At 38.0% G+C, this 22,738-nt stretch carries 24 protein-coding genes; all 24 read right to left on the reverse strand.

The features are described 5' to 3' along the window. Nucleotides 1-16 precede the first annotated feature (16 nt). Nucleotides 17-850, reverse strand: a complete 834-nt coding sequence (locus ACMGGO_RS19625; RefSeq protein WP_420282147.1) for a flagellar hook-basal body protein — start codon at nt 848-850, stop codon at nt 17-19. Between the two features lie 21 nt (nt 851-871). Next, nucleotides 872-1,867 carry a rod shape-determining protein gene (locus ACMGGO_RS19630; protein WP_004269486.1) on the reverse strand — a complete coding sequence of 332 codons (996 nt, stop codon included), beginning with the start codon at nt 1,865-1,867 and terminating at the stop codon, nt 872-874. 209 nt (nt 1,868-2,076) lie between these two features. Beyond that, on the reverse strand, nt 2,077-2,337 hold the full coding sequence (locus tag ACMGGO_RS19635) for a sporulation transcriptional regulator SpoIIID (RefSeq protein ID WP_004269485.1): 261 nt from the start codon (nt 2,335-2,337) through the stop codon (nt 2,077-2,079). Between the two features lie 156 nt (nt 2,338-2,493). Beyond that, nucleotides 2,494-3,171 (reverse strand): M23 family metallopeptidase, encoded by a 678-nt coding sequence (locus ACMGGO_RS19640; RefSeq protein ID WP_048395635.1) that lies wholly within the window; start codon nt 3,169-3,171, stop codon nt 2,494-2,496. Between the two features lie 37 nt (nt 3,172-3,208). Beyond that, a complete protein-coding gene (spoIID, locus tag ACMGGO_RS19645; RefSeq protein ID WP_048395630.1) occupies nt 3,209-4,147 on the reverse strand; it encodes a stage II sporulation protein D in 939 nt (312 codons plus the stop codon). 81 nt (nt 4,148-4,228) lie between these two features. After that, nucleotides 4,229-5,539 carry a UDP-N-acetylglucosamine 1-carboxyvinyltransferase gene (murA, locus tag ACMGGO_RS19650; protein WP_048395622.1) on the reverse strand — a complete coding sequence of 437 codons (1,311 nt, stop codon included), beginning with the start codon at nt 5,537-5,539 and terminating at the stop codon, nt 4,229-4,231. Nucleotides 5,540-6,002: 463 nt separating this feature from the next. Beyond that, nucleotides 6,003-6,242 (reverse strand): DUF1146 family protein, encoded by a 240-nt coding sequence (locus ACMGGO_RS19655; protein WP_004269481.1) that lies wholly within the window; start codon nt 6,240-6,242, stop codon nt 6,003-6,005. Between the two features lie 81 nt (nt 6,243-6,323). Beyond that, on the reverse strand, nt 6,324-6,731 hold the full coding sequence (locus tag ACMGGO_RS19660; RefSeq protein WP_004269480.1) for a F0F1 ATP synthase subunit epsilon: 408 nt from the start codon (nt 6,729-6,731) through the stop codon (nt 6,324-6,326). A gap of 24 nt (nt 6,732-6,755) precedes the next feature. Next, nucleotides 6,756-8,171 carry a F0F1 ATP synthase subunit beta gene (atpD, locus tag ACMGGO_RS19665; RefSeq protein WP_004269479.1) on the reverse strand — a complete coding sequence of 472 codons (1,416 nt, stop codon included), beginning with the start codon at nt 8,169-8,171 and terminating at the stop codon, nt 6,756-6,758. A gap of 51 nt (nt 8,172-8,222) precedes the next feature. Then, on the reverse strand, nt 8,223-9,080 hold the full coding sequence (atpG, locus tag ACMGGO_RS19670) for an ATP synthase F1 subunit gamma (RefSeq protein ID WP_004269478.1): 858 nt from the start codon (nt 9,078-9,080) through the stop codon (nt 8,223-8,225). Between the two features lie 47 nt (nt 9,081-9,127). Further along, complete coding sequence (atpA, locus tag ACMGGO_RS19675) at nt 9,128-10,636, reverse strand: F0F1 ATP synthase subunit alpha (protein WP_004269477.1); 1,509 nt, start codon at nt 10,634-10,636, stop codon at nt 9,128-9,130. Between the two features lie 28 nt (nt 10,637-10,664). Then, on the reverse strand, nt 10,665-11,201 hold the full coding sequence (locus tag ACMGGO_RS19680; protein ID WP_036076089.1) for a F0F1 ATP synthase subunit delta: 537 nt from the start codon (nt 11,199-11,201) through the stop codon (nt 10,665-10,667). Next, nucleotides 11,198-11,719 carry a F0F1 ATP synthase subunit B gene (gene atpF / locus ACMGGO_RS19685; protein ID WP_016992759.1) on the reverse strand — a complete coding sequence of 174 codons (522 nt, stop codon included), beginning with the start codon at nt 11,717-11,719 and terminating at the stop codon, nt 11,198-11,200. Before atpF ends, ACMGGO_RS19680 begins: the two co-directional genes overlap by 4 nt. A gap of 172 nt (nt 11,720-11,891) precedes the next feature. Continuing rightward, complete coding sequence (gene atpE, locus ACMGGO_RS19690; protein WP_004269474.1) at nt 11,892-12,116, reverse strand: F0F1 ATP synthase subunit C; 225 nt, start codon at nt 12,114-12,116, stop codon at nt 11,892-11,894. Between the two features lie 63 nt (nt 12,117-12,179). Next, complete coding sequence (gene atpB, locus ACMGGO_RS19695) at nt 12,180-12,890, reverse strand: F0F1 ATP synthase subunit A (RefSeq protein WP_004269473.1); 711 nt, start codon at nt 12,888-12,890, stop codon at nt 12,180-12,182. Between the two features lie 36 nt (nt 12,891-12,926). Beyond that, on the reverse strand, nt 12,927-13,298 hold the full coding sequence (locus ACMGGO_RS19700) for an ATP synthase subunit I (RefSeq protein WP_004269472.1): 372 nt from the start codon (nt 13,296-13,298) through the stop codon (nt 12,927-12,929). Nucleotides 13,299-13,835: 537 nt separating this feature from the next. Next, nucleotides 13,836-14,957 (reverse strand): non-hydrolyzing UDP-N-acetylglucosamine 2-epimerase, encoded by a 1,122-nt coding sequence (gene wecB, locus ACMGGO_RS19705; RefSeq protein ID WP_004269471.1) that lies wholly within the window; start codon nt 14,955-14,957, stop codon nt 13,836-13,838. Between the two features lie 157 nt (nt 14,958-15,114). Beyond that, complete coding sequence (upp, locus tag ACMGGO_RS19710) at nt 15,115-15,744, reverse strand: uracil phosphoribosyltransferase (RefSeq protein WP_004269470.1); 630 nt, start codon at nt 15,742-15,744, stop codon at nt 15,115-15,117. Between the two features lie 124 nt (nt 15,745-15,868). Continuing rightward, a complete protein-coding gene (locus tag ACMGGO_RS19715; protein ID WP_420282148.1) occupies nt 15,869-18,025 on the reverse strand; it encodes an EAL domain-containing protein in 2,157 nt (718 codons plus the stop codon). Between the two features lie 285 nt (nt 18,026-18,310). After that, nucleotides 18,311-19,552, reverse strand: a complete 1,242-nt coding sequence (glyA, locus tag ACMGGO_RS19720) for a serine hydroxymethyltransferase (protein WP_319839908.1) — start codon at nt 19,550-19,552, stop codon at nt 18,311-18,313. 58 nt (nt 19,553-19,610) lie between these two features. Continuing rightward, nucleotides 19,611-20,153 carry a TIGR01440 family protein gene (locus ACMGGO_RS19725; protein WP_315062391.1) on the reverse strand — a complete coding sequence of 181 codons (543 nt, stop codon included), beginning with the start codon at nt 20,151-20,153 and terminating at the stop codon, nt 19,611-19,613. An 86-nt stretch (nt 20,154-20,239) separates the two neighbouring features. After that, the gene (gene rpiB, locus ACMGGO_RS19730; protein WP_004269466.1) at nt 20,240-20,677 is read right to left on the reverse strand and encodes a ribose 5-phosphate isomerase B; all 438 of its coding nucleotides are present in this window, start codon (nt 20,675-20,677) and stop codon (nt 20,240-20,242) included. A gap of 328 nt (nt 20,678-21,005) precedes the next feature. Further along, nucleotides 21,006-22,289, reverse strand: a complete 1,284-nt coding sequence (locus ACMGGO_RS19735; RefSeq protein ID WP_004269465.1) for a methyl-accepting chemotaxis protein — start codon at nt 22,287-22,289, stop codon at nt 21,006-21,008. An 8-nt stretch (nt 22,290-22,297) separates the two neighbouring features. Then, nucleotides 22,298-22,738, reverse strand: a complete 441-nt coding sequence (locus ACMGGO_RS19740) for a low molecular weight protein arginine phosphatase (RefSeq protein WP_054548714.1) — start codon at nt 22,736-22,738, stop codon at nt 22,298-22,300.

Consider the following 22,738-nt stretch of genomic DNA (forward strand, 5'->3'; position numbering starts at 1 on the left):
GCCTCCTGTTCGCCCATTAAATTTTTCCGATTTCATTTACAGCCTTTTCCATGCTACGATCATAAGCTTGTAATACTTTTTGATTTGCTTCAAATGCACGGTAGGCAGTCATTAAATCTGTCATTGTGCGACCAGAATCTACGTTTGACCCTTCTAAAAAGTTTTGACGTAGTGTAAAGGAAACACCATTCGCTCCATAAGCTGTTGGCAAGTTCTCACCATTTTCTGTACGAATAAGACCATTATCTTGTTTTTGTAGCATGTTCGGGTTTGCAGCAAATGATACACCAACACGAGCTACTTGTTGATTATTTACAAAGATAGCGCCACTTTCATCTAATCGGAAATCATCATTTGGTAGCTGGATACGTTGCCCAGCATCATTTAGTACATATAATCCTTGACCGTTAACTAAATAGCCTTGCCCATCTAAAGTGAAATTACCATTACGTGTGTAAGCCTCACCACCAGCAGGATGTTCTAGTCGGAAGAAAATTGAACCCGTAACCCCATCTTCATTTTGTGGTAAGTTTCCATTAATCAATGCAATATCTGTTGTAAAATCAGTATTATAGATTTGGCCTTGTATGTAATTTGGCAATGTTTCTTGTAAATATGTCCCTGTATTTAAAGCTCCTACTTGACTCATATATTCAGCGCCGGCTTGTTGGTGAGCAGGAGCATTTGTTTTTCCAATGCTAGACATTAGCATATCTGGAAATGAGCGAATTGTAGATTGATCTGCCTTAAATCCTGGTGTATTCGCATTTGATAAATTATTGGTAAGTAATTCTGTTCTTCTTTGTTGCGTGATCATACCTGTTGCAACTGTATAAAATCCTTTAAACAAAGAAATCACCTCATTTTATTTTTATAAGGATGCTGGCACACGATCAATATTTTCAAGCATGATACCTGTACCAATGGCTACACAATCCATAGGTCTCTCTGCAATGAAAACAGGTACCTTCAACTCTTCTATTAATAGCTGGTCCATTCCATGTAACAATGCACCACCACCAGTTATAATCACTCCACGATCAATGATATCGGCTGATAGTTCAGGTGGTGTTTTTTCTAAGACATTTTTAGCTGACTGGACAATCATGGCTACTGACTCATGTAGTGCACGTTCAATTTCTTCAGACTCAATTGTAATTGTACGTGGTAAACCTGTTACCATATCACGGCCACGAATATCCATTGTATCATTGCGACTACCTTTGAAAACTGTACCAATTGTCATTTTGATTGCCTCTGCAGTACGTTCTCCAATCAGCAATTTATATTCCTTTTTAATATATTGCAAAATATCGTTATCAAACACATCGCCTGCTACTTTAATGGATTCACTTGTTACGATATCACCCATTGATAGAACTGCGATATCTGTCGTTCCGCCCCCGATATCGACTACCATATTTCCACTTGGTTGGAAGATATCCATTCCAGCACCTATTGCTGCAACTTTTGGCTCTTCCTCTAAATATACTTTTTTACCACCGGATTTTTCAGCAGCTTCACGAATTGCCTTTTGTTCAACACTTGTAATATTCGTTGGACAACAAATTAATATGCGTGGCTTCGCCAAAAATCCTTTTACGTTTAATTTATTGATGAAATGTCTTAACATCGCCTCTGTCACATCAAAATCTGCAATGACTCCGTCTCTTAGTGGACGAATAGCTGTGATATTACCTGGCGTTCTCCCTACCATTTGGCGGGCTTCTTCCCCAACCGCTAATACTTTATTTGTCTTTTTATCGATCGCCACAACAGATGGTTCATTGAGGACGATCCCTTTCCCCTTAACGTGGATTAATACGTTCGCAGTCCCTAAGTCAATGCCAATATCTTTCGAAAACATTTTATAATTTCTCCTTCCCGCCAGTTCCAACTACATAACGTTCATTTTATCTCTTTATCTAGAATATTTTATCATATTCTATTGGTAATTTCACCTAAATTTAGTGAATAAGACTGTTTTCTTTTTAGGCAGTGAACGGCTATAATATAGAATTACTATTCTTAGAAAATCATCACTTATGCTTGTCCAACACAGCAAAAAAGAACGAATCATTCTTGACTCGCTCTTTCTTTCCACTTGTTTTTCGTTGCTTCTCCTCCGCGAATATGACGTACGGCCTTATGGTAGGCGAGTATTTCTTTCACTTGGTCAGCTAATCCTTCATGAATTGTTGGTAATCGCTCTGTTAAATCCTTGTGCACCGTACTTTTTGAATAACCAGTCATTTTCGCGAGGACACGCACAGTCTCACGCGTCTCAATCAGTAATTCACCGAGGCGTATGCAGCGCTTCCGAATGTGCTCATGCACGTTCTTCGTCCTTTCCACACAATTTCACAAAATGCTTTGGCAATCAGATGCACATTTGCGCATTTCTTCACCTTATGTGAGGACAAAGCTATTCAGAACACGTTTTGCATTTTCTTGATAAAATGCTGACTTTTTATGCGTTACTAGCTTTTCTCATTAAAAAGCTAGTAATTTTTTCGGATTGATATATTTTCCGTTTTCAAGAATTTCGAAATGCATGTGGACGCCAGCCGCTTGATTCCACTCGTTGTCAGTCGCTTTTCCTAATGCTTGACCTTGTGTAACCTCATCGCCTTCTTTAACAGCGATATCCTTCACAGAACTATAATGTGTCTGCATACCATTTGGATGCTCGATCACGATCTTATTGCCTGTAAATGCGTCTAGTTTTACCTCTAGTACTTTACCACTCATAGCAGCTAGTACTTCAAACTCTTCACCATTCATAGCAATAGAGATTCCTGAAGATGTAGTAAATGTTTGATTAAATACCATTAGTGCATTTTCACGAGACTCTTCATTTGCCTCTAACTCGTAAAATTCTTGTAAGACTTGTACTTTACTAAAATTCTCTTCTTTGAATGGATACTTCATGTTTTCAGTTCGTGCATTAGTTTCCACTACAGGACCTGGATCTACTTCAGCTAAATCTGGTAAAGGAGCCTCTTCTACTTTTGATACGAGACTATTGTAACCAAATAACAATCCTGCTAGAACAAGTGCACCACCTGTGTAAACTACTGGCCAAAACCACGGTTTCTTTTGTAATTGGCCATTTTCCTTTTGATTTGGATCTTGGTTTTGAGAAGCTTTGTTATTTTTATCCTCTCTCATTTTCATCACCTCTAGTTGCAGTGTGAACAACTAGAAGTTATTTTAAACATGCATCTATTTTTTTTATTTCAATATCTTGATAATAATAGTGTAAAATTTCGGCAGCTGTTTTCCCTTCATTTGCCATTGCCTCAGCTCCATATTGACTCATGCCCACTCCATGCCCATAACCTTGAGTTTTCACTTGAACTTTTCTTTTATTGGCATTAAAGATGATTGTGAAATCAGTTGATGGTATACCAAGGAGCGTTCTTACCTCTCTCCCTGTCCAGACGTTATTCCCTAGCTGTAAACGTTCTACTCGTCCAGAATCATTATAAAATAACTGGATACGATTAAAATCACTAGGTTGCCATTGTATAGGCCAGAGCTTATTCCATTGAGCTAAAGTCCATTCTTGCTCAGCCTCAAACTTAGGAGATGTTTGATCAGATATACTTGCAACACTTTGCAAATATGGAATATCATTTCCACCATATCCATAAGCACTTTCTGTTTTACCATTGCTTGTTGAATGAAACATGGCTGTAATCAATTCATTATTATAAAGAATAACTTGTCCTTGTGTTTCATTGATAGCTTCGACAATTTTCTTTTCATTTCCCAGGAAATTGCTAGCCCAATTCGCCTTTCTTTGTTCTTCATCATAGAAGACTTGCTTTGCCACAGTTGGGGCGATCGCAATTTTTCCGTAATTTGTCGTTTTCAACGCATATGTGCGTGCTGCAATAGCTTGTGCCTTCAGTGCCTCTTTTTTAAAAGAAACGGGCATTTCTGCAGCAACTACTCCTGTAATATACGTTTCCAAAGGGATTTTTTCTTCTTGCCCCTCCACTTCTATAAATATTTCACAAGCATTCTTATCACTAGTTTGAGGTATGATAGCCTCTTGTCTTTCACTAAACCCTACTATAGGAAGCATATATAATGCCCCAATCAAGCAAATGACACCTATACTAATCATCCATTTTTTCATAAGGAATAATATGCTAGATTTCTTGTAGTTATGAGAAAACAAAAACCCTCTGCATAAAAAGCAAAGGGTTTTAAAATTTATTTAGTTTGTAGGCAATTCAACTGTTACATCTTCAATTGTCACTACTTCTTCTGTAATACGTTCAATATTAGCACCAAGAGATGCTAATTTTCCATGGAAATCAACATAACCACGATCTAAATGATGAAGTTTTGTGACACGTGTCATTCCTTCTGATACAAGACCCGCTAAAATTAATGCAGCCGCAGCTCGTAAATCCGTTGCCATTACCTCAGCTCCCTGAAGATCCACAGGCCCCTCGATAAACACAGAACGTCCCTCTATTTTAGCACCAGCATTCATGCGACGGAATTCCTCAACATGCATAAAACGATTTTCGAATACCGTTTCTGTAATAATACTCGTACCTTCAGCAGTAAGCATTAACGCCATCATTTGTGATTGCATATCTGTTGGGAAACCAGGATGTGGCATTGTTTTGATATCAACTGCTTTTAGTGTTTTGGGAACTCGTACACGGATTCCTTCATCCAACTCAGTAATTTCTACGCCCATCTCACGCATTTTAGCTATTAAAGCAGTCATATGCTCAGGAACTGCGTTTTCAATCACCACATCTCCTCTCGTAATAGCTGCTGCCACCATAAATGTACCAGCTTCAATACGGTCAGGAATAATATGATGCTCTACTCCATATAATGTATCGACTCCTTCGATACGAATCGTATTTGTCCCCGCTCCGATTACACGGCCACCCATACTATTAATAAAGTTTGCAAGATCCACGATTTCAGGCTCTTTCGCTGCATTTTCAATTACAGTTGTCCCTTCAGCTAAAGATGCAGCTGTCATAATATTTTCAGTTGCCCCAACACTTGGGAAATCCAAATACACATTAGCCCCTTTTAAGCGACCCTCTGTCTTCGCCTCAACATAGCCATGGCCAAATGAAATTTTTGCACCCATTGCTTCAAAACCTTTTAAGTGTAATTCAATCGGACGTGATCCAATTGCACAGCCTCCAGGAAGTGCTACACGAGCATAGCCATTACGAGCAAGTAGAGATCCCATTACTAAAATAGATGCACGCATTTTACTAACAAATTCAAATTGAGCTTCACTTGAAAGTTCTTTTGTTGCATCTATATATACGGCATTATCTTCAGGTATATATGTAACTGCTGCGTTTAAACTTTTAAGTACTTCATTTATTGTAAAGACGTCTGCTAAATTAGGGACTTCTTTAATTACATTTTCTCCTTTTGAAGCAAGTAAAGCTGCTGCAAGGATTGGTAACACTGCATTTTTTGCGCCCTCTACACGTACTTTTCCCTGTAGTTTTTGGCCGCCAGTCACTATTATTTTATCCACCCTATGTCCCTCCGAATTCAATCTATTAACCTACCAAATTTTTATTTTAATAAAGAAGTATAATGTCATAATCAGTAAACAAACAACTCTATAGTACAACTTTTCTAACGCTCGTTCAAGCGTCCAAATCACTATTTTAAGCCATTATTAGATTTTTTGCTATTTATTTATTGTACGCTGCTAAATTTTTTTTGTGAATGACCAATAACCCGTTCGCTTCTAATACATACCCAAAGATATATGAATAAAAAACAACTTTTCACTTTTTTCTATAAAAAATGAAGTGGCAGGCCCTATTATCGTACATTTATCAATGGGTATCTTGGTAGCTAATAGCGTAAAATTCATAAGAATTTAATGTATTAGCGTCTTTTTACATAGTTCAAAGGGCCACACAAATGGTATTATAAAGTCCTTTGAAGTATGTAGACCTATAAATTTATGAAAGAAAGCAACGAATTCTTTAAAATAAATAAGGAAGTTTGCCTGACCAGCTAGATATTTGAAGAAAGAAATTAGATACTGCTGAGCCTATCGCAATACTAAGTAAAATATAAATGAGCTGAATTTGAAAAACTCGATTCTTTTTAAATAGTTTTTCGATCATAAAAGCTTGTAATGCGTAAAAAGTAATAGCAATAAAAAATAGGTGAGACAAAATACCCAATAAAGCTTCTTGTCCGATCGCTTCATATATTTCCATGTAACATCCTCCATTTCTCCTTCAATATGTTTATTCACCTTAAAAAACGGGCAGATGCGATATCTGCCCGTTAAAAATGAATTAGATATTACCCTCATGAACGTTGATACGATTCAACGCACGTTTTAATGCTAGGTCAGCACGTTTGAAATCAATGTTGTCTTGTTTACTTTGAAGACGTCCTTCAGCACGTTTAACGGCTTCTTTAGCACGTTGAACATCGATGCTTTCAGCAATTTCAGCAGACGGCGCTAAAATTGAGATTTTTTCTGGACGAACTTCAATGAAACCACCGCTTACTGCAACAATATCAGTCGAACCGTTTTCTTTTTTAAGCTTCACTGCACCAATTGCAAGTGGAGCAACCATTGGAATATGGCCTGCAAGAACACCGATTTCTCCTGAAGTTGTTTTAGCGATTACCATTGATACTTCAGAATCGTATACTGGGCCGTCGGGAGTGACAATATTGACTAGAACTGTCTTCATATTTTTTCCTCCTCGTCCCTAGTATTAAACCTCTACGCCCATGCTTTTCGCTTTTTCAACTACTTCATCAATTGAACCAACTAGACGGAAAGCATCTTCTGGTAGGTGATCCCATTTGCCATCAAGGATTTCCTTGAATGAACGAACAGTTTCTTTTACAGGTACATAAGAACCTTTTTGACCAGTGAATTGTTCCGCTACGTGGAAGTTTTGTGATAAGAAGAATTGAATACGACGAGCACGTTCTACTGTTTGTTTATCTTCATCAGATAACTCATCCATACCTAAGATTGCAATGATATCTTGTAATTCACGGTAACGTTGGATTGTACGTTGTACACCAGTAGCAATTGCGTAGTGCTCAGCGCCTACGATTTCAGGTGATAATGCACGAGAAGTCGAAGCTAATGGGTCAACCGCAGGGTAGATACCCATTTCAGATAATTTACGCTCAAGGTTAGTTGTTGCATCTAAGTGGGCGAAAGTTGTAGCTGGAGCCGGGTCAGTATAGTCATCGGCTGGTACATAAATCGCTTGAATAGAAGTTACAGATCCTTTGTTCGTAGATGTGATACGCTCTTGTAGTTTACCCATTTCAGTTGCAAGTGTTGGTTGGTAACCTACCGCAGAAGGCATACGACCTAATAGGGCAGAAACCTCAGAACCTGCTTGTGTGAAACGGAAGATATTGTCGATGAATAAAAGTACGTCTTGACCTTGCTCATCACGGAAGTATTCCGCCATTGTAAGACCAGTTAAAGCAACACGCATACGTGCACCAGGTGGTTCGTTCATTTGACCGAATACCATCGCTGTTTGCTTGATAACGCCTGAATCGCTCATTTCGAAGAATAAGTCGTTCCCTTCACGAGTACGCTCACCTACACCAGCAAATACAGAGATACCAGAGTGCTCTTGTGCGATATTGTTGATTAATTCTTGGATTAATACAGTTTTACCTACACCGGCACCACCGAATAGACCGATTTTACCACCTTTGATATATGGTGCAAGTAAGTCTACTACTTTGATACCTGTTTCAAGAATTTCAACTGTAGTTGAAAGATTCTCGAAAGTTGGTGCTTCACGGTGAATTGAATCACGACGTGCGTCTGCTGGAATCTCTTCACCTAAGTCAATTACTTCTCCAAGTACGTTGAATACACGACCTAGTGTAACTTCACCAACTGGTACTGAGATAGCTTTTCCTAAGTCTGTTACTTCTGCTCCACGTTGTAAGCCATCAGTAGATGACATCGCAATTGTACGAACAGAATCATCACCTAAATGAAGCGCAACTTCTAATGCAAGAATTGTTGGTTCTTCATTAGGACGTTCAATCTTAACTGTTAAAGCGTTATAGATTGCTGGTAATTGGCCATTGTCGAATTTAACGTCAACAACTGGACCCATTACTTGAATAACATGTCCTTTATTCATTACTGTGTACCCTCCTATCGTATTCTTATACGACATTGGGAAGCTGCTTGCCTATTCTAAGGCTGCAGCTCCACCAACGATTTCTGTAATTTCTTGTGTAATCGCCGCTTGACGTGCACGGTTATATTGCAAAGAAAGGTCTGAAATAAGATCAGTTGCATTATCTGTTGCATTTTTCATAGCCGTCATACGAGAAGCATGTTCACTTGCTTTTCCATCTAATAATGCGCCATAAACTAAGCTTTCCGCATATTGTGGAAGTAACACTTCTAGAATTGCTTCACCAGATGGCTCGAATTCATAAGAAGCAGTACCGCTTGCAGGGGCAATATCTGTTAATGGAAGAAGTTTTTTCTCTGTCACTTCGCTAGCAATAGCGCTGACAAAGTGATTATAGTACATATAAAGTTCGTCATACGTACCATCAATGAACATACCAACAGCATTACGAGCGATTTCTTTAATATCAGCAAATGTTGGTTGGTCAGGTAGACCGACAACATTACTGATGACATTATGATCACGTTTCACAAAGTAGTCACGAACAACACGACCTACTGCTAAAATAACGTATTCGTCTTTTGATTTATGACGCTCGTTAATCGTACGTTGTACTTGACGTAGGATACTTGAATTGTAAGCACCTGCAAGACCACGGTCAGAACCAATGACTAAGTAAGCCGTTTTCTTAACAGGACGAGCAGTTAACATTGGATGTCCGCTGTCTTTTGTCCCTGAAGCGATCGCGCCTACTACGTCCTGAATTTTTTCCATGTAAGGAACGTAAGCTTTAGCATTTTGCTCTGCACGACGTAACTTAGAAGAAGAAACCATCTGCATTGCTTTTGTAATTTGCTTCGTACTCTTTGTTGAAGTAATACGACCTTTAATTTCGCGTAAGTTTACCACTGGTATTTCACCACCTTCTGTTTTTTAATCAAGTGACTAGCTAAGACTTATTCTGATTTAGCGAAAGTTTTTTTGAATGCATTGATTGCTGCTTCATAATCCGCATCAGGAGCAAGCTCTTTAGTAGTACGAACATGATCTAAAACGTTTGTGTGGTTTGAATCTAACCAGCTTAAGAATTCTGATTCGAAGCGAACGATATCTTGTACTGGAATATCATCTAAATGACCTTTAGTTAATGCGTAAAGGATTGCAACTTGTTTTTCAACTTTTAGTGGTTTGTTAAGGTCTTGTTTAAGAACTTCAACCGTACGTTTACCACGCTCCAGTTTAGCAAGTGTTACTTTATCTAAATCTGAACCAAATTGAGCAAATGATTCAAGCTCACGGAATGCAGCTAAGTCAAGACGAAGTGTACCCGCAACCTTTTTCATCGCTTTAATTTGAGCAGATCCACCTACACGTGATACAGAAAGACCGGCGTTAATCGCTGGACGTACACCTGAGTTGAATAAGTCAGATTGTAAGAATATTTGTCCATCAGTAATTGAGATTACGTTAGTTGGGATGTATGCAGAGATATCCCCAGCTTGTGTCTCAACGAATGGAAGAGCTGTAATTGAACCATTTTGATATGTTTCATTTAACTTCGCAGCACGTTCAAGTAAGCGGCTGTGTAAGTAGAAAACGTCACCAGGATATGCTTCACGACCTGGAGGACGGCGAAGAAGAAGTGAAAGTTCACGGTAAGCTGATGCTTGTTTAGAAAGATCATCATACACGATTAATACGTGTTTACCTTGTAACATGAATTCTTCAGCCATAGATACACCAGCAAATGGTGCTAAGAATAATAATGGAGCTGGTTGAGAAGCAGAAGCTGTCACAACGATTGTGTAATCTAAAGCGCCATGTTTACGAAGAGTTTCTACAACACCACGTACAGTAGATTCTTTTTGACCGATTGCTACGTAGATACAAATCATATTTTGGTCATTTTGGTTAAGAATTGTATCAATAGCTACAGATGTTTTACCAGTTTGACGGTCACCGATGATTAACTCACGTTGACCACGACCGATTGGTACTAATGCGTCAATCGCTTTAATACCAGTTTGTAGTGGTTCGTGTACTGATTTACGAGCCATTACACCGAAAGCTGGACTTTCGATTGGACGAGATTTTGTAGTGTTGATAGGACCTTGTCCATCCACTGGTTGTCCAAGTGGGTTTACAACACGACCAATTAGTTCTTCACCAACTGGTACTTCCATGATACGACCTGTACGACGAACTTCATCGCCTTCTTTGATGTCAGTGTATGGACCTAAGATTACGATACCAACGTTACCTTCTTCTAGGTTTTGAGCCATACCCATAACACCATTAGAGAACTCTAGTAGTTCTCCAGCCATGGCGTTGTCGAGGCCATGAGCAAGAGCAATACCGTCACCAATACGGATAACTGTACCAACTTCGCTTACTTTAAGTTCAGATTCATAATTCTCAATCTGTTGTTTAATCAGACTGCTGATTTCTTCAGCCTTGATGCCCATGTATGTCACCTCTCACATTTCTAAATTATTAACCGATTAATTCACGTTTTAGACGCTCTAGTTTATTAGCTACTGAGCTATCATAAATATGGTTACCGATTTGAACACGAATACCACCAAGTAAAGATGGATCAACTTCGTTTGTAATATTTAATGATTGTTTTCCAACAAGTTTCGCGAACGCTGCTGAAATATTAGCGCTTTCTTCTGCAGAAAGTGCACGTGTTGAAAATACTGTTGCATCTGCAGTGCCTTGTGCTTGCGCAGCAAGTTCAGCATATGCCTTAGCAATTTGTGTCATCTCGTTTACACGTTTTTTCTCAACTAGAAGTTGAACAGTGTGTAAAACTTCTGGTGTTGCACCATTAAAGATATCAGCTACCATTTGTTTTTTTCGTTCAACGGAGAACTTAGGTGCATTTAAAAGCGTTAAAAAATCAGGCGATTCTTTTACTACTTTTGTTAGTTCACTTAAGTCTGCTCCTACTTCAGTAAGAATATTTTTTTGTTGCGCCAATTCAAAAAGCGCTTGAGCGTAACGTTTTGCTACAGTTGAATTACTCATCGAGCTTCCCCTGCCTTCGCAATCGTCTCTTCAATTAGAGCACGGTTGTCTGCCTCAGAAATCTCTTTGCTAAGGACTTTAGATGCTGCAAGTACAGATAATGAAACGACTTCATCACGTACAGCTGCAATAGCTTTTTCTTTTTCAGACTCAATTTCACGTAAAGCCGATTCTTTTAAGCGATTTGCTTCATTACGAGCTACAGTAAGAATTTCTTCTTTTTGTAATTCGCCTTGCTTCTTAGCGCCTTCAACAATCGATTGTGCTTCTGTACGAGCTTCCTTAAGAAGGCTCTTTTGTTCTTCTAAAAATTGGTGCGATTCTTTGCGCGCTTTTTCAGCTGCTTCGATTTCACTCGCTACTAATTCTTCACGTTGTTGCATAATGCCCATAAGTGGACCCCAAGCGAATTTCTTAAGTAGTAACATTAATACGATGAAAATAACTAATGTTGCGATGATATCTCCACTATTTAACGAAGCACCGCCTGCACCTAGTACAAGATTATCTAAAAACACGATTGTTTCACTCCCTTCAAGAGCTTTAACTTCAACATAATTTAATGACTAAAAAACTACCTATTTTAAAAAGCTATATTTACACATAGCTTTTATCAGTTCCAAAATGAAGGGCGAAGTTTCATCTGGAGAATCCTGCTTCGCCACTAGTAAAATTCAGTGTTCAACTGAATTATTTGTTCATTACGATGAATGCTACTACTACTGCGATGATCGGTAGGGCCTCAACTAATGCAACCCCGATGAACATTGTAGTTTGAAGAACGCCACGAGCTTCTGGTTGACGAGCGATACCTTCTACTGTTTTTGATACAATAAGACCGTTACCAATACCTGCACCAAGTGCACCTAAACCGATTGCGATTGCTGCTGCTAATAAACCTAATGAACCTGTCATTTGAAAATTTCCTCCTTGGAATTGTTTGTTTTTGTTGTTCAAGCATAGGGTATATGCTTTATATTAATGGTCATCGCTCACTTTATGAGCCATGTAAACCATTGTTAACATTGTGAAGATAAAGGCTTGGATAAAGCCGATGAAAATTGAGAAACCTTGCCATGCCATCATTGGAACGATTGCCCCGATGAATCCCACAGCACCTGATGATGCTAAACCTGCAAGTAAGCCAAGTAAAATCTCACCCGCGTAAATGTTACCGTAAAGACGTAAACCTAATGTTAATGTGTTTGCAAATTCTTCTACTATTTTAAGTGGGAACATGAATGACATTGGTTTGAAGAACGTACCAACATAATGACCTGTACCCTTCATTTTTACACCATAGAAATGCGTTAAGACTAATATCATTGCTGCTAATGTCATCGTTACTGTAGGGTCAGCTGTTGGTGATTTCCACCATAGCTCATGCCCATAGACAATTGAGAAAGGAAGACCTAGTAAGTTAGATACTGCGATAAACATAATTAGTGTGATACCTAGAACGTGGAATCGACCACCAGTTTTCCAATCCATGTTGCTTTTAATGATATTCTTAACGAAATCCATAATCCATTCCATAAAGTTTTGCATACCAGTAGGTTTTAACTTTAGGCTTCTAGTTGAAATAAAGGCAATTAAAAATACGATAATTGCTGCAACTAGTAACATCATAACTGTTGATAAGTTAAATGTTAAAAAACCGACTTCTAGTAACGGAGCTTCATGATTCATTGTTATTTTTCACCTCTCTTTCTAATTTAAAGCACATTAGCGGTTCCTTACATGTGACACAATTCTCTCGACAAAGAGAAAAACGTACGGAATCATTAGCCCTATAACCGTGCTAATTAAGTGAAAATAGTTTGGCAACGAAATGGCTATTGCGACTGCCGCAACACCTGATCCAAAGCGAAGCGCTGTACCAAGTGAGCCTATTTTCTTCCCTTCACTAATGGATCTGTCAAACTTCTCCATACGCCGAACTAAAATCCAAAAATTATACGTACCAAAGAATGCACCGACTGCGATGCCCGCAAAAACAGTTTGATAGGGGGTAAATCCCCAGCCTAATGCGCAGAGTGCAAGCAAAAAAAATAACGCCCTCTTCTGCACAGCAAAAATGTGATGCAAATCTAGCATTGGTTGTAATCTCCTGAATCATTTTTTCGAGTAATGAAAACGTTTGCTGACCACTATGTGAAATCAGAAAAGAGCAGTGAAAAGCACTACTCACAGCGGAATAGTAATGGGAGAGTCATTTCAATTACAGGTGTAAATGCCCAAAAAAATAACTTACACCCCTTACCGACTCGGTAAAAACCGAAACGCACAAAACGTTGCAAATCGACAGTCTTATTTTGAACTGTCAATTTAGTAGAAAGTTGATATAACAAGTGTTTCAACGTCCTATTTATGAACAGAAACCCTTATCATTCTTACCCTTTGTAAGCATACAATAGGTGATATTTGAAGTCAATTGGTAAAGGAGAAAAACTTCACAGCCTCTATACTCTTGTCAAATTGTTGACAAATTTGTGTATGAAATTTCATAGTTTCAAAATTTCTCAACCTTCTCACGCATAAAAAAAGCTAATTTACGACAAGATTATGCTCGTAAATTAGCTTACCCATTTCAATAGGTACATTAGACTTATTTTTAATATAAAATATAGTATTTTAATTAGTTTTTTGCAAAAATCCTAGCAATGCTTCAACAATACGCTTAGATGCATGTCCGTCTCCATATGGATTTGATGCTTTAGCCATTGCTTCATAGGCATTATTATCTGTTAGTAATTCCTTTGCTAAGGCGTAAATTGTTTCCTCTTCTGTTCCTGCTAGCTTTAATGTTCCTGCTGCAATCCCCTCTGGACGTTCTGTCGTATCTCTAAGAACAAGCACTGGCTTCCCTAATGAAGGTGCCTCTTCTTGTACACCGCCTGAATCCGTTAAGATCATATATGAATTTGCCGCAAAGTTATGGAAATCAAATACTTCAAGAGGCTCAATTAAATGCACTCGTTTATTATTCCCTAAAATTTCATTAGCAATTTCTCTTACAGCCGGATTCATATGAACTGGATAAACTACTTGAACATCCTCATGTTCTGCGAGTATTCTAGTGATCGCTTTAAACATATGGCGCATTGGTTCACCAAGATTTTCGCGACGATGTGCCGTTAATAAAATCATGCGATCCTCGCCAATTTTATCTAATACAGGATGCGTGTAGTGTTCACTGACTGTTGTTGCTAATGCGTCTATTGCTGTATTACCTGTAACAAAAATCGTCGCTGGATTTTTGTTCTCATCTAAAAGATTCTTTTTAGATACTTCAGTTGGCGCAAAATGTAAATCTGCCATCACGCCTGTTAGTTGGCGATTCATTTCCTCTGGATATGGTGAATATTTGTTCCATGTTCGAAGTCCCGCTTCTACATGTCCTATAGCAATTTGGTTATAGAACGCAGCGAGGCTTGCAATGAAAGTCGTTGCTGTATCACCATGTACCAAAACGATATCTGGTTGTGCTTCCTTCATTACTTTATCTAAACCCTGTAATGCGTTTGTCGTTACATCAATTAATGTTTGGCGATCCTTCATTATATTTAAGTCATAGTTTGGTGTAATACTAAACGTCTCTAATACTTGATCGAGCATTTGGCGATGCTGTGCTGTTACAGTTACAATAGATTCTATTTGCTTAGGATACTTTTGTAACTCCAAAACAAGAGGAGCCATTTTAATTGCTTCTGGTCTTGTACCAAAAATCGTCATTACTTTCCATTTCTTTGTCAAAACGATCTGCACCGTCCTTTTTGTTATTGTATAGTAAGATCAATCTCCTGTTGATGAGGGATTACTTACCTACACATACTATGAAACGCCCTTCAATTTGAAGGACGCTTTCACAAATTATTAGTTTCCTAAATGAGGAAATTTCATGTATGGATTTTTATTTTGTACCGAATAGACGGTCTCCGGCATCACCTAAGCCTGGTACAATATAACCATGGTCGTTTAATTTTTCATCAAGTGCAGCAATGTAAATATCTACATCCGAATGTTCTTCTTGAATAGCTTTCACACCCTCTGGTGCAGCGATTAAGCACATGAATTTAATGTTTTTAGCTCCACGTTTTTTCAGTGAATGAATTGCCTCCACTGCAGAACCACCAGTTGCAAGCATTGGATCTACAATGATGAAATCACGTTCTTCAACATCTGCAGGAAGTTTTGCGTAATATTCAACTGGTTTTAATGTCTCTGGATCACGGTAAAGACCAATATGACCAACTTTTGCAGCAGGGATAAGCTTTAATACGCCATCTACCATACCGATACCTGCACGTAAAATCGGTACGATTGCAAGTTTTTTACCAGAAAGTACTTTTGTTTTTGCAATTGTTACAGGTGTTTCAATTTCAATTTCCTCTACTGGCATATCACGTGTAATTTCAAATGCCATTAGTGTTGCCACTTCGTCTACTAGCTCACGAAATTCTTTTGTTCCTGTATTCTTGTCGCGAATATAAGTTAATTTGTGTTGGATTAGTGGATGATCAAATACATAGACTTTGCTCAAAGGGATTCTCTCCTCACCGTTCGGATTCATTTTTATCTCAACTAGTATAACAGAAAAAAGGAGTCGCCTCAAAAATAAATTTAGGACAACTCCATTTATCATCTATTCTTTTGTCAAAACTAAGTTATTGATCAAGGATTATATCTAATTGTTCAATTGGCATTGGCTTGAAATAGAAGTATCCTTGTCCTACTGTGCATCCTAGCGCACGTAGAATCTCAACCTGTTCCTCTGTCTCTATACCCTCTGCCACTGAAATCATCCCTAAATTTAATGCTAACTGAATGATAGAGCGAACAATAGCAAGTGTTGCTGGATCTTCAATAGCATTGATGAAGCTTCGATCAATCTTTAGTTCAGCAAACGGTAATTGTTGTAAATAGCTTAATGAAGAAAAGCCTGTTCCAAAATCATCTACGGATGTTTTAAAGCCATAGCTCTTCAGCTCTTGAATGATCTTATAGGCTGATTGGAAATCTACTAAACCAATATTTTCTGTCACCTCTAAGATAATATAGCTAGGGTCAATATTATACTTCCGCACAAGTTTCAGTGTATCCTGAACAAAGTGCGTGTAGTAAAAATGATCAGGTGAAATATTGACAGCTATTTTCACTAATTTCCTTCCCAGGCGTTGTCGTTCTGAAAGCCATGAGAGTACCGTCTCTAAAATAAGCACATCAATTTCTCGAACCTTACCAGCACTCTCAGCTACTGGAATAAAGACTGCCGGTGAAACAAAACCCAATTTTGGAGAAATCCATCTTGCAAGTGCTTCAATACTTTGAATTTCCCCATTGCGTAAATCTACTTTAGGCTGTAAGTGGACTGTTATTTCTTTATTTTTGATGGCTTCTGACAAATGATTTAAAACCGTCATCTTCTGTACAAGCACATCATTTTTCTCTGTTGTAAATATTTCAGTATGTGTGCCTGGCCTATCGATTGCAAAGGATAACGCATTATCTGCAAAACGAATCGCATCATTAATATTTATGTCATCATTATAGGAAGCAATGCCTGTTTTTAATGTAATATAGATTTGCTTTCCTCCTATAATAAAAGGCTGGCGAATCGTTTCTTTTATTCTCATCTCATAATCATTCAAATCTTCATGAAGTGACATTGTAGTCATAATCAAACTAGAGCTAGTGAATCTAGCAACATACTCATTACTTTCTGACTTGTCTTGCTCAAGACGTTTGGCAAGTTGTCTTAAAAGTTCATCACCAATTTCACGGCCATATAATTCAACTACTTGATGAAATTCACTAGGTTTTAATATTTTAATAAAGCCACTTTGCCCCTGCTGGACTTCCCTTTCAATCGTATTAACAAAGCTGTGACGATTAGGCAGACCTGTTGTAATGTCTGTATAGGCTAAATCCCAAATTTTTTTCTGCGTCCTTGCATATGAATAAGCCAATGCAACAAGAGCACCCATTTTTCGAAACATATTTTTAAGCATTTGGTCACTTTGTGTTTTTTGGCTAAATATCGAGAAAACACCTATTACTTGCCGCTGTTGATTACGTATAGGGATAAACCATCCATGCGGCTTTTTAGCTAGCGAAGCATATTGCTTATGTTCTTTAGGAATATTCACTTCATCTAAATTTTCTATGAAAGTAGTCGTTTCTGATTGCATGACCTTATTAAAGAAATCATTGTTTGTACAACATTTTGGTACGCTCTCTGTTTGATTATCTCCTATGAAAACTTGTAATTGGTTTACTTCTGTTTTTATAAGCACCATACTTGCAATATTTGGCATGAAAAATTCATCGAGGCCTTGACAAATAAGCTTCATCTTTTGCTCAAAAGTAAACTCCTTCTCAATTGCCCTGTACATATCATTTTCTAAACGTATTAAGAAGTCTTCCGTATGATAATATGTAACATCCTTCACAAATACTAAAACAAATTGGGTTACATTTGCCTCATTGCAAAAAGGTAATGCTTGTATTTCTGCCCAAAAGGGAGGTTTATCGATGCCATTATGATATAGCTTCGCCTGCACCATTATGCCGTTATGTATTTTTTCTTTAATCATTTCAATGGTTGTCATTTTTTCGTCCATTGATAGCCATGAAAAATAATCAGTATTTAGAATTTGTGAACGTGCAGCATTAGTAAGCATACAAAAAGAATCATTACACTCTACTATGTAATGATGCTTCGTCGCATCAAAAATAACGTAGCTTTCTTTCGAATTATTACCTAATTTGCGAATGCTGTTTAATAATACATCATAATCTGTGTTTAACGATTTAGTGACCATCCAACCCCTCCTTTTCTATCACTTCATCTCATTTCCATTGTACATAAAATTTAATTAAATTTTCACTTTTATTAAAAAAAACTTCTTTTCTAGGACACTATCTGTCCTCTGACTACTATAATATATCCCTTTATACCGTTTTTATGTAAATTTATTCAAAAATAAGAGGATTATTCTACTTTATTAGAAAAAAGATGTTTTTTACAGTTTAATCCTCCATTCCCAAAATAAAAAGCTGTATTTAAAGTAAATTTTGTACTTTAAATACAGCTATTATTCTATTGATTATACATATAGTGGATGCTTATCAGTTAATGCCTTCACACGATCTTTTGCATCTACTTTAACTGCCTCATCTTCAGGGCTTTTAAGAACAGCTGCTATAATTGCTCCTACTTCTTTCATATCTTCCTCTTTAAAGCCACGAGAAGTGACCGCTGGAGTACCAATACGAATTCCAGAAGTGACAAATGGAGATTCAGTATCGTAAGGGATTGTATTTTTATTTGTTGTAATACCTACTTCATCTAGTGCGTGCTCTGCTACTTTACCTGTTAAACCAAGAGATTTAACATTTAGCAGTAATAAATGGTTATCTGTACCACCAGAAACAATTTCAACACCCTCAGCAATTAATACTTCAGCTAATGCCTTTGCATTGGCTTTAATTTGTTTTGCATAGTCTTTAAATTCTGGTTGTAAAGCTTCTCCAAATGCTACAGCTTTTGCAGCAATAACATGCATTAATGGGCCACCTTGAATGCCTGGGAATACAGATTTATTTAGTTTTTGCTCCCATTCTTTTGAAGCAAGAATTAATCCACCACGTGGTCCACGTAATGTTTTATGTGTAGTTGATGTAACAAAATCAGCATATGGCACTGGTGATTGATGTTCGCCAGCAGCTACAAGGCCAGCAATGTGTGCCATATCCACCATGAAATAGGCTCCAACTTCGTCTGCAATTTCACGGAATTTAGAGAAGTCAATTTCACGTGGATAAGCAGATGCACCAGCAACAATCAGTTTCGGTTTATGCTCTAAAGCCTTTTGTCGTACATCTTCATAATCAATCACTTGTGTATCTTGTGTTACACCATACTCTACAAAATTATATAGAATACCAGAGAAGTTTACTGGAGAACCATGTGTTAAGTGACCACCATGTGAAAGGTTCATACCCAGAACTGTGTCACCTGGTTCTAGAATCGTATGGTAAACAGCCATGTTTGCTTGTGCACCTGAGTGTGGTTGCACATTTGCATATTCTGCTCCGAAGAGTTCTTTTACACGATCACGTGCAATGTCTTCTACTACGTCTACATGCTCACAGCCACCATAATAGCGTTTACCAGGATAACCTTCAGCGTATTTATTTGTCAGTACTGATCCTTGCGCTTCCATCACTGCTTCGGATACAAAGTTTTCTGATGCAATCAATTCAATATTTGCTTGCTGACGTGTTTTTTCTGCAAGAATTCCATCTAGTACTGCTTTGTCTTGTACTGCTAATTTTTCATATGCCATGTTTGAAAAAGCCTCCTAAAGTATCGTTATTCATCTCTACCACTAAATAGGGTGGTAATTATTTATATACTGCACGTTCTCCGCCAATTAGCTTAGGACGTGTTGTTGCAATCGTCACAACAGCTTCTCCTACCATTTTTACCGATGTTCGAACAGGTACAGCTACTGCTTTCAAATGCATACCGATTAATGTTTGTCCAATATCAATACCTGCATGTGCCTGTATTGTTTCAACAATCACTGGATTATCAAATTGCGTATAGGCATATGCTGACATTGAGCCGCCTGCCGTACGTACTGGAACAACCGCTACTGGATCATAGCCAAATTTTTCAGCTGTGGATGCTTCCATAGTAATGGCGCGATTTATATGCTCACAACCTTGGAATGCTAAAAGCAATTGATGCTTTGCTGCAAATTCTTGTAACGGCTCAAAAATGGCTTCTGCTATCTCCAATGCTCCCGCTGTGCCAATTTTCTGACCAATCACTTCAGATGTAGAGCACCCTATTACAAAAATTGTATGGGGTCGTAATGTTACTTGCTCTTCAAATTCACTGAGTAACTGAGTCAAATGTGTTCGTATTTGTTTTACAACCATTAAGCTCAGCTCCTTCATCTATATCCATTAAAATCATGCCATATATGACATCCTATACGAATGCCATATATGGAATAACAAAACTATTATTGCTCTAGTTCAGTAATTTTTTCAATACGGCGTACATGGCGGCCACCTTCAAAATCGGTTTCTAGCCATGCTTGTACGATTTCACGTGCAAGGCCAGGGCCAATTACACGTTCGCCCATTGCTAAAATATTTGAATCATTATGGCAACGCGTTGCCTTGGCACTAAATACATCATGTACTAATGCACAACGTATGCCCTTGACCTTATTAGCGGCAATGGACATACCAATTCCTGTGCCACAAATTAAAATGCCTTTATCAAATTCTCCGTTAGCAACACCCTCAGATACAGGTTTTGCATAGTCTGGATAGTCTACTGAATCCGCAGATTGTGGACCAAAATCTTCGTAGCTAATTTGAAGTTCATCTAATAGCTGCATAATCTCACGACGTAAGTTATTGCCTCCGTGATCAGAAGAAATTGCTATTCTCACTGGGTTCCCTCTTTTCGAATTATAGTCAACCTTAGTGTACCACTTCTTTCTGAAGAATAACACGATTTTTCTTATGTTTTTACGTTGATTTTTCCCGAAAGACGAACATTAATTGTATGTTAACACAAAATCATTCACTTTTAAACTTATTTTTTTGTGGATAATGTGAATATCATGTTAATAAGTTCGGATAATGGTCTTTTGTTGTAATATTCCATCTACTGAAGTTTTTTTAGCTTTTTACTTACAGTGGACATAAATTGTCCTTTAATAAAAAAGGTTATACATAAATCCGATTTTTCATGGGATTTATGTATAACCTTCAGGACTATGCTTGTCTATCAAATTGTTGGATCATTTTATGCAATGCTTCCGATTGCTTTTTCAAACTTTGAGCCAGATGCTCGACTTGTTCAATTGCATAGGCTTGCTCTTCAGCAGCACTACGAACTTCCTGTGCACCTGCTGACGTTTGTTCCGCAATGGCAGCAACTTCCTGTGATTGTCGAGCTGTCGTTTCAATATTATGCATTTGCTGTTCAATTAAAGAAGAAATCTCAACAATTGATGTTGCCATTTCATGTACATTCGAAGCCATATTTTCTACTGCTGTCGTTGTTTCAGAAACTCGATCAGCTTCCTTTGTTGCAAAGGCAACTTGTTCGTTCATTTGTTTCACAACTACCTCTACGTTTTGCTGCATGGTTTGAATTAAAGCTGTAATTCCTTGCACTGCTTTTGCACTTTCATCAGCCAAACCACGGACTTCTTCAGCTACTACTGCAAAGCCTTTTCCATGTTCTCCTGCACGAGCAGCTTCTATAGAGGCGTTTAGTGCCAACAGATTGGTTTGTGCTGCAATGTCACCAACTAAGCTAATTATTCGTTCTACCTGTCCAGCATTCTCTTCTAGCGCATGAATGCTTTTTAATGCCTCATTATTGCCTGTCGCAATTTGTTGAATACTATTCACTAATGTTTCAATGGCTTTTGTTGTTGTCGATAAATTATGTAGAATCTCTTTAGTTTGTGATGCTGATGCTTCTGCCCTACTATTTACCTCTGTTGCAAGCGTTCTTACATCTTCAATCGCTTCAGCAGTATCTTGTACAGCAGTTGCAGATGCTTCTGCTCCTGTAGAAATATGCTTTACGGTAGATGCAATGCCTTCTGCCTTTCTTGTTGCCACTCCTGCTTCATCTGAAAGCTGGATAATCGATTGATTCGTTTGTTGGAAGTTATGATCAATACTTTCCACCATTTGACGTAAGTTTAACACCATTTGTTGGAATGCCTCTGCAACAGATCGAATCTCATCATTTGTATTAGGCATTTGTACATCCTGTCCTATTTTTCCTTCTGCCACAAGTGTTGCTGAGTGTTCAAGCTGCTGTAACGGCTTGATGAGGATTACACTTAAAAAGGCAGCTAATATCCCTGACCAAGTTATGCCTAACGCATACGTAATCACTTCAAAAACTTTTCGATTTGTGTCAGGGAAGAAGGTAGGTTGTAAAAACTCAATGAATATAAAACTGACACTGTAGGTGATTAGTGCAAGAACACTAACAAATAACACCAACTTTAGGCGTAAACCAAATTGTTTTTTCATAGGACCCCTCAATTCTTTTCTAGTTTTTGTATTAATTGATCAACCAGTTCTTTTAATTCTGCAAATGTTGCTTCATAAATTGCTCTATTACCACCATAAGGATCCACTACATTTTCTAAACTGCCCTCATTTGTATACTCTTTCAATGTAAATACTTTATGCTCAGCTTCTGGATAATTGGAAATGACGGTATCTTTGTGAGCAGTCGTCATCGTTAAAACTAAGTCTGCCCATGCCATTTCAGCTTGTGATAATTGCGTCGCAAAATGTTGATGGGACATTTGGGCTTCATTTAACACTTGTTGTGCATGTGCTGACATTTGTGCATTAGGCATCGCATAAATACCCGCTGAGCGCACTTCTACATTGTTTATTTGTTTATGTTTTAAAATAGCTTCTGCCATCGGACTGCGACAAGTATTGCCTGTACAAACAAATAATATTTTCAC

Origin of the sequence: Lysinibacillus sp. BNK-21, from assembly GCF_048684915.1 — a bacterium.
GTDB lineage: Bacteria > Bacillota > Bacilli > Bacillales_A > Planococcaceae > Lysinibacillus > Lysinibacillus capsici.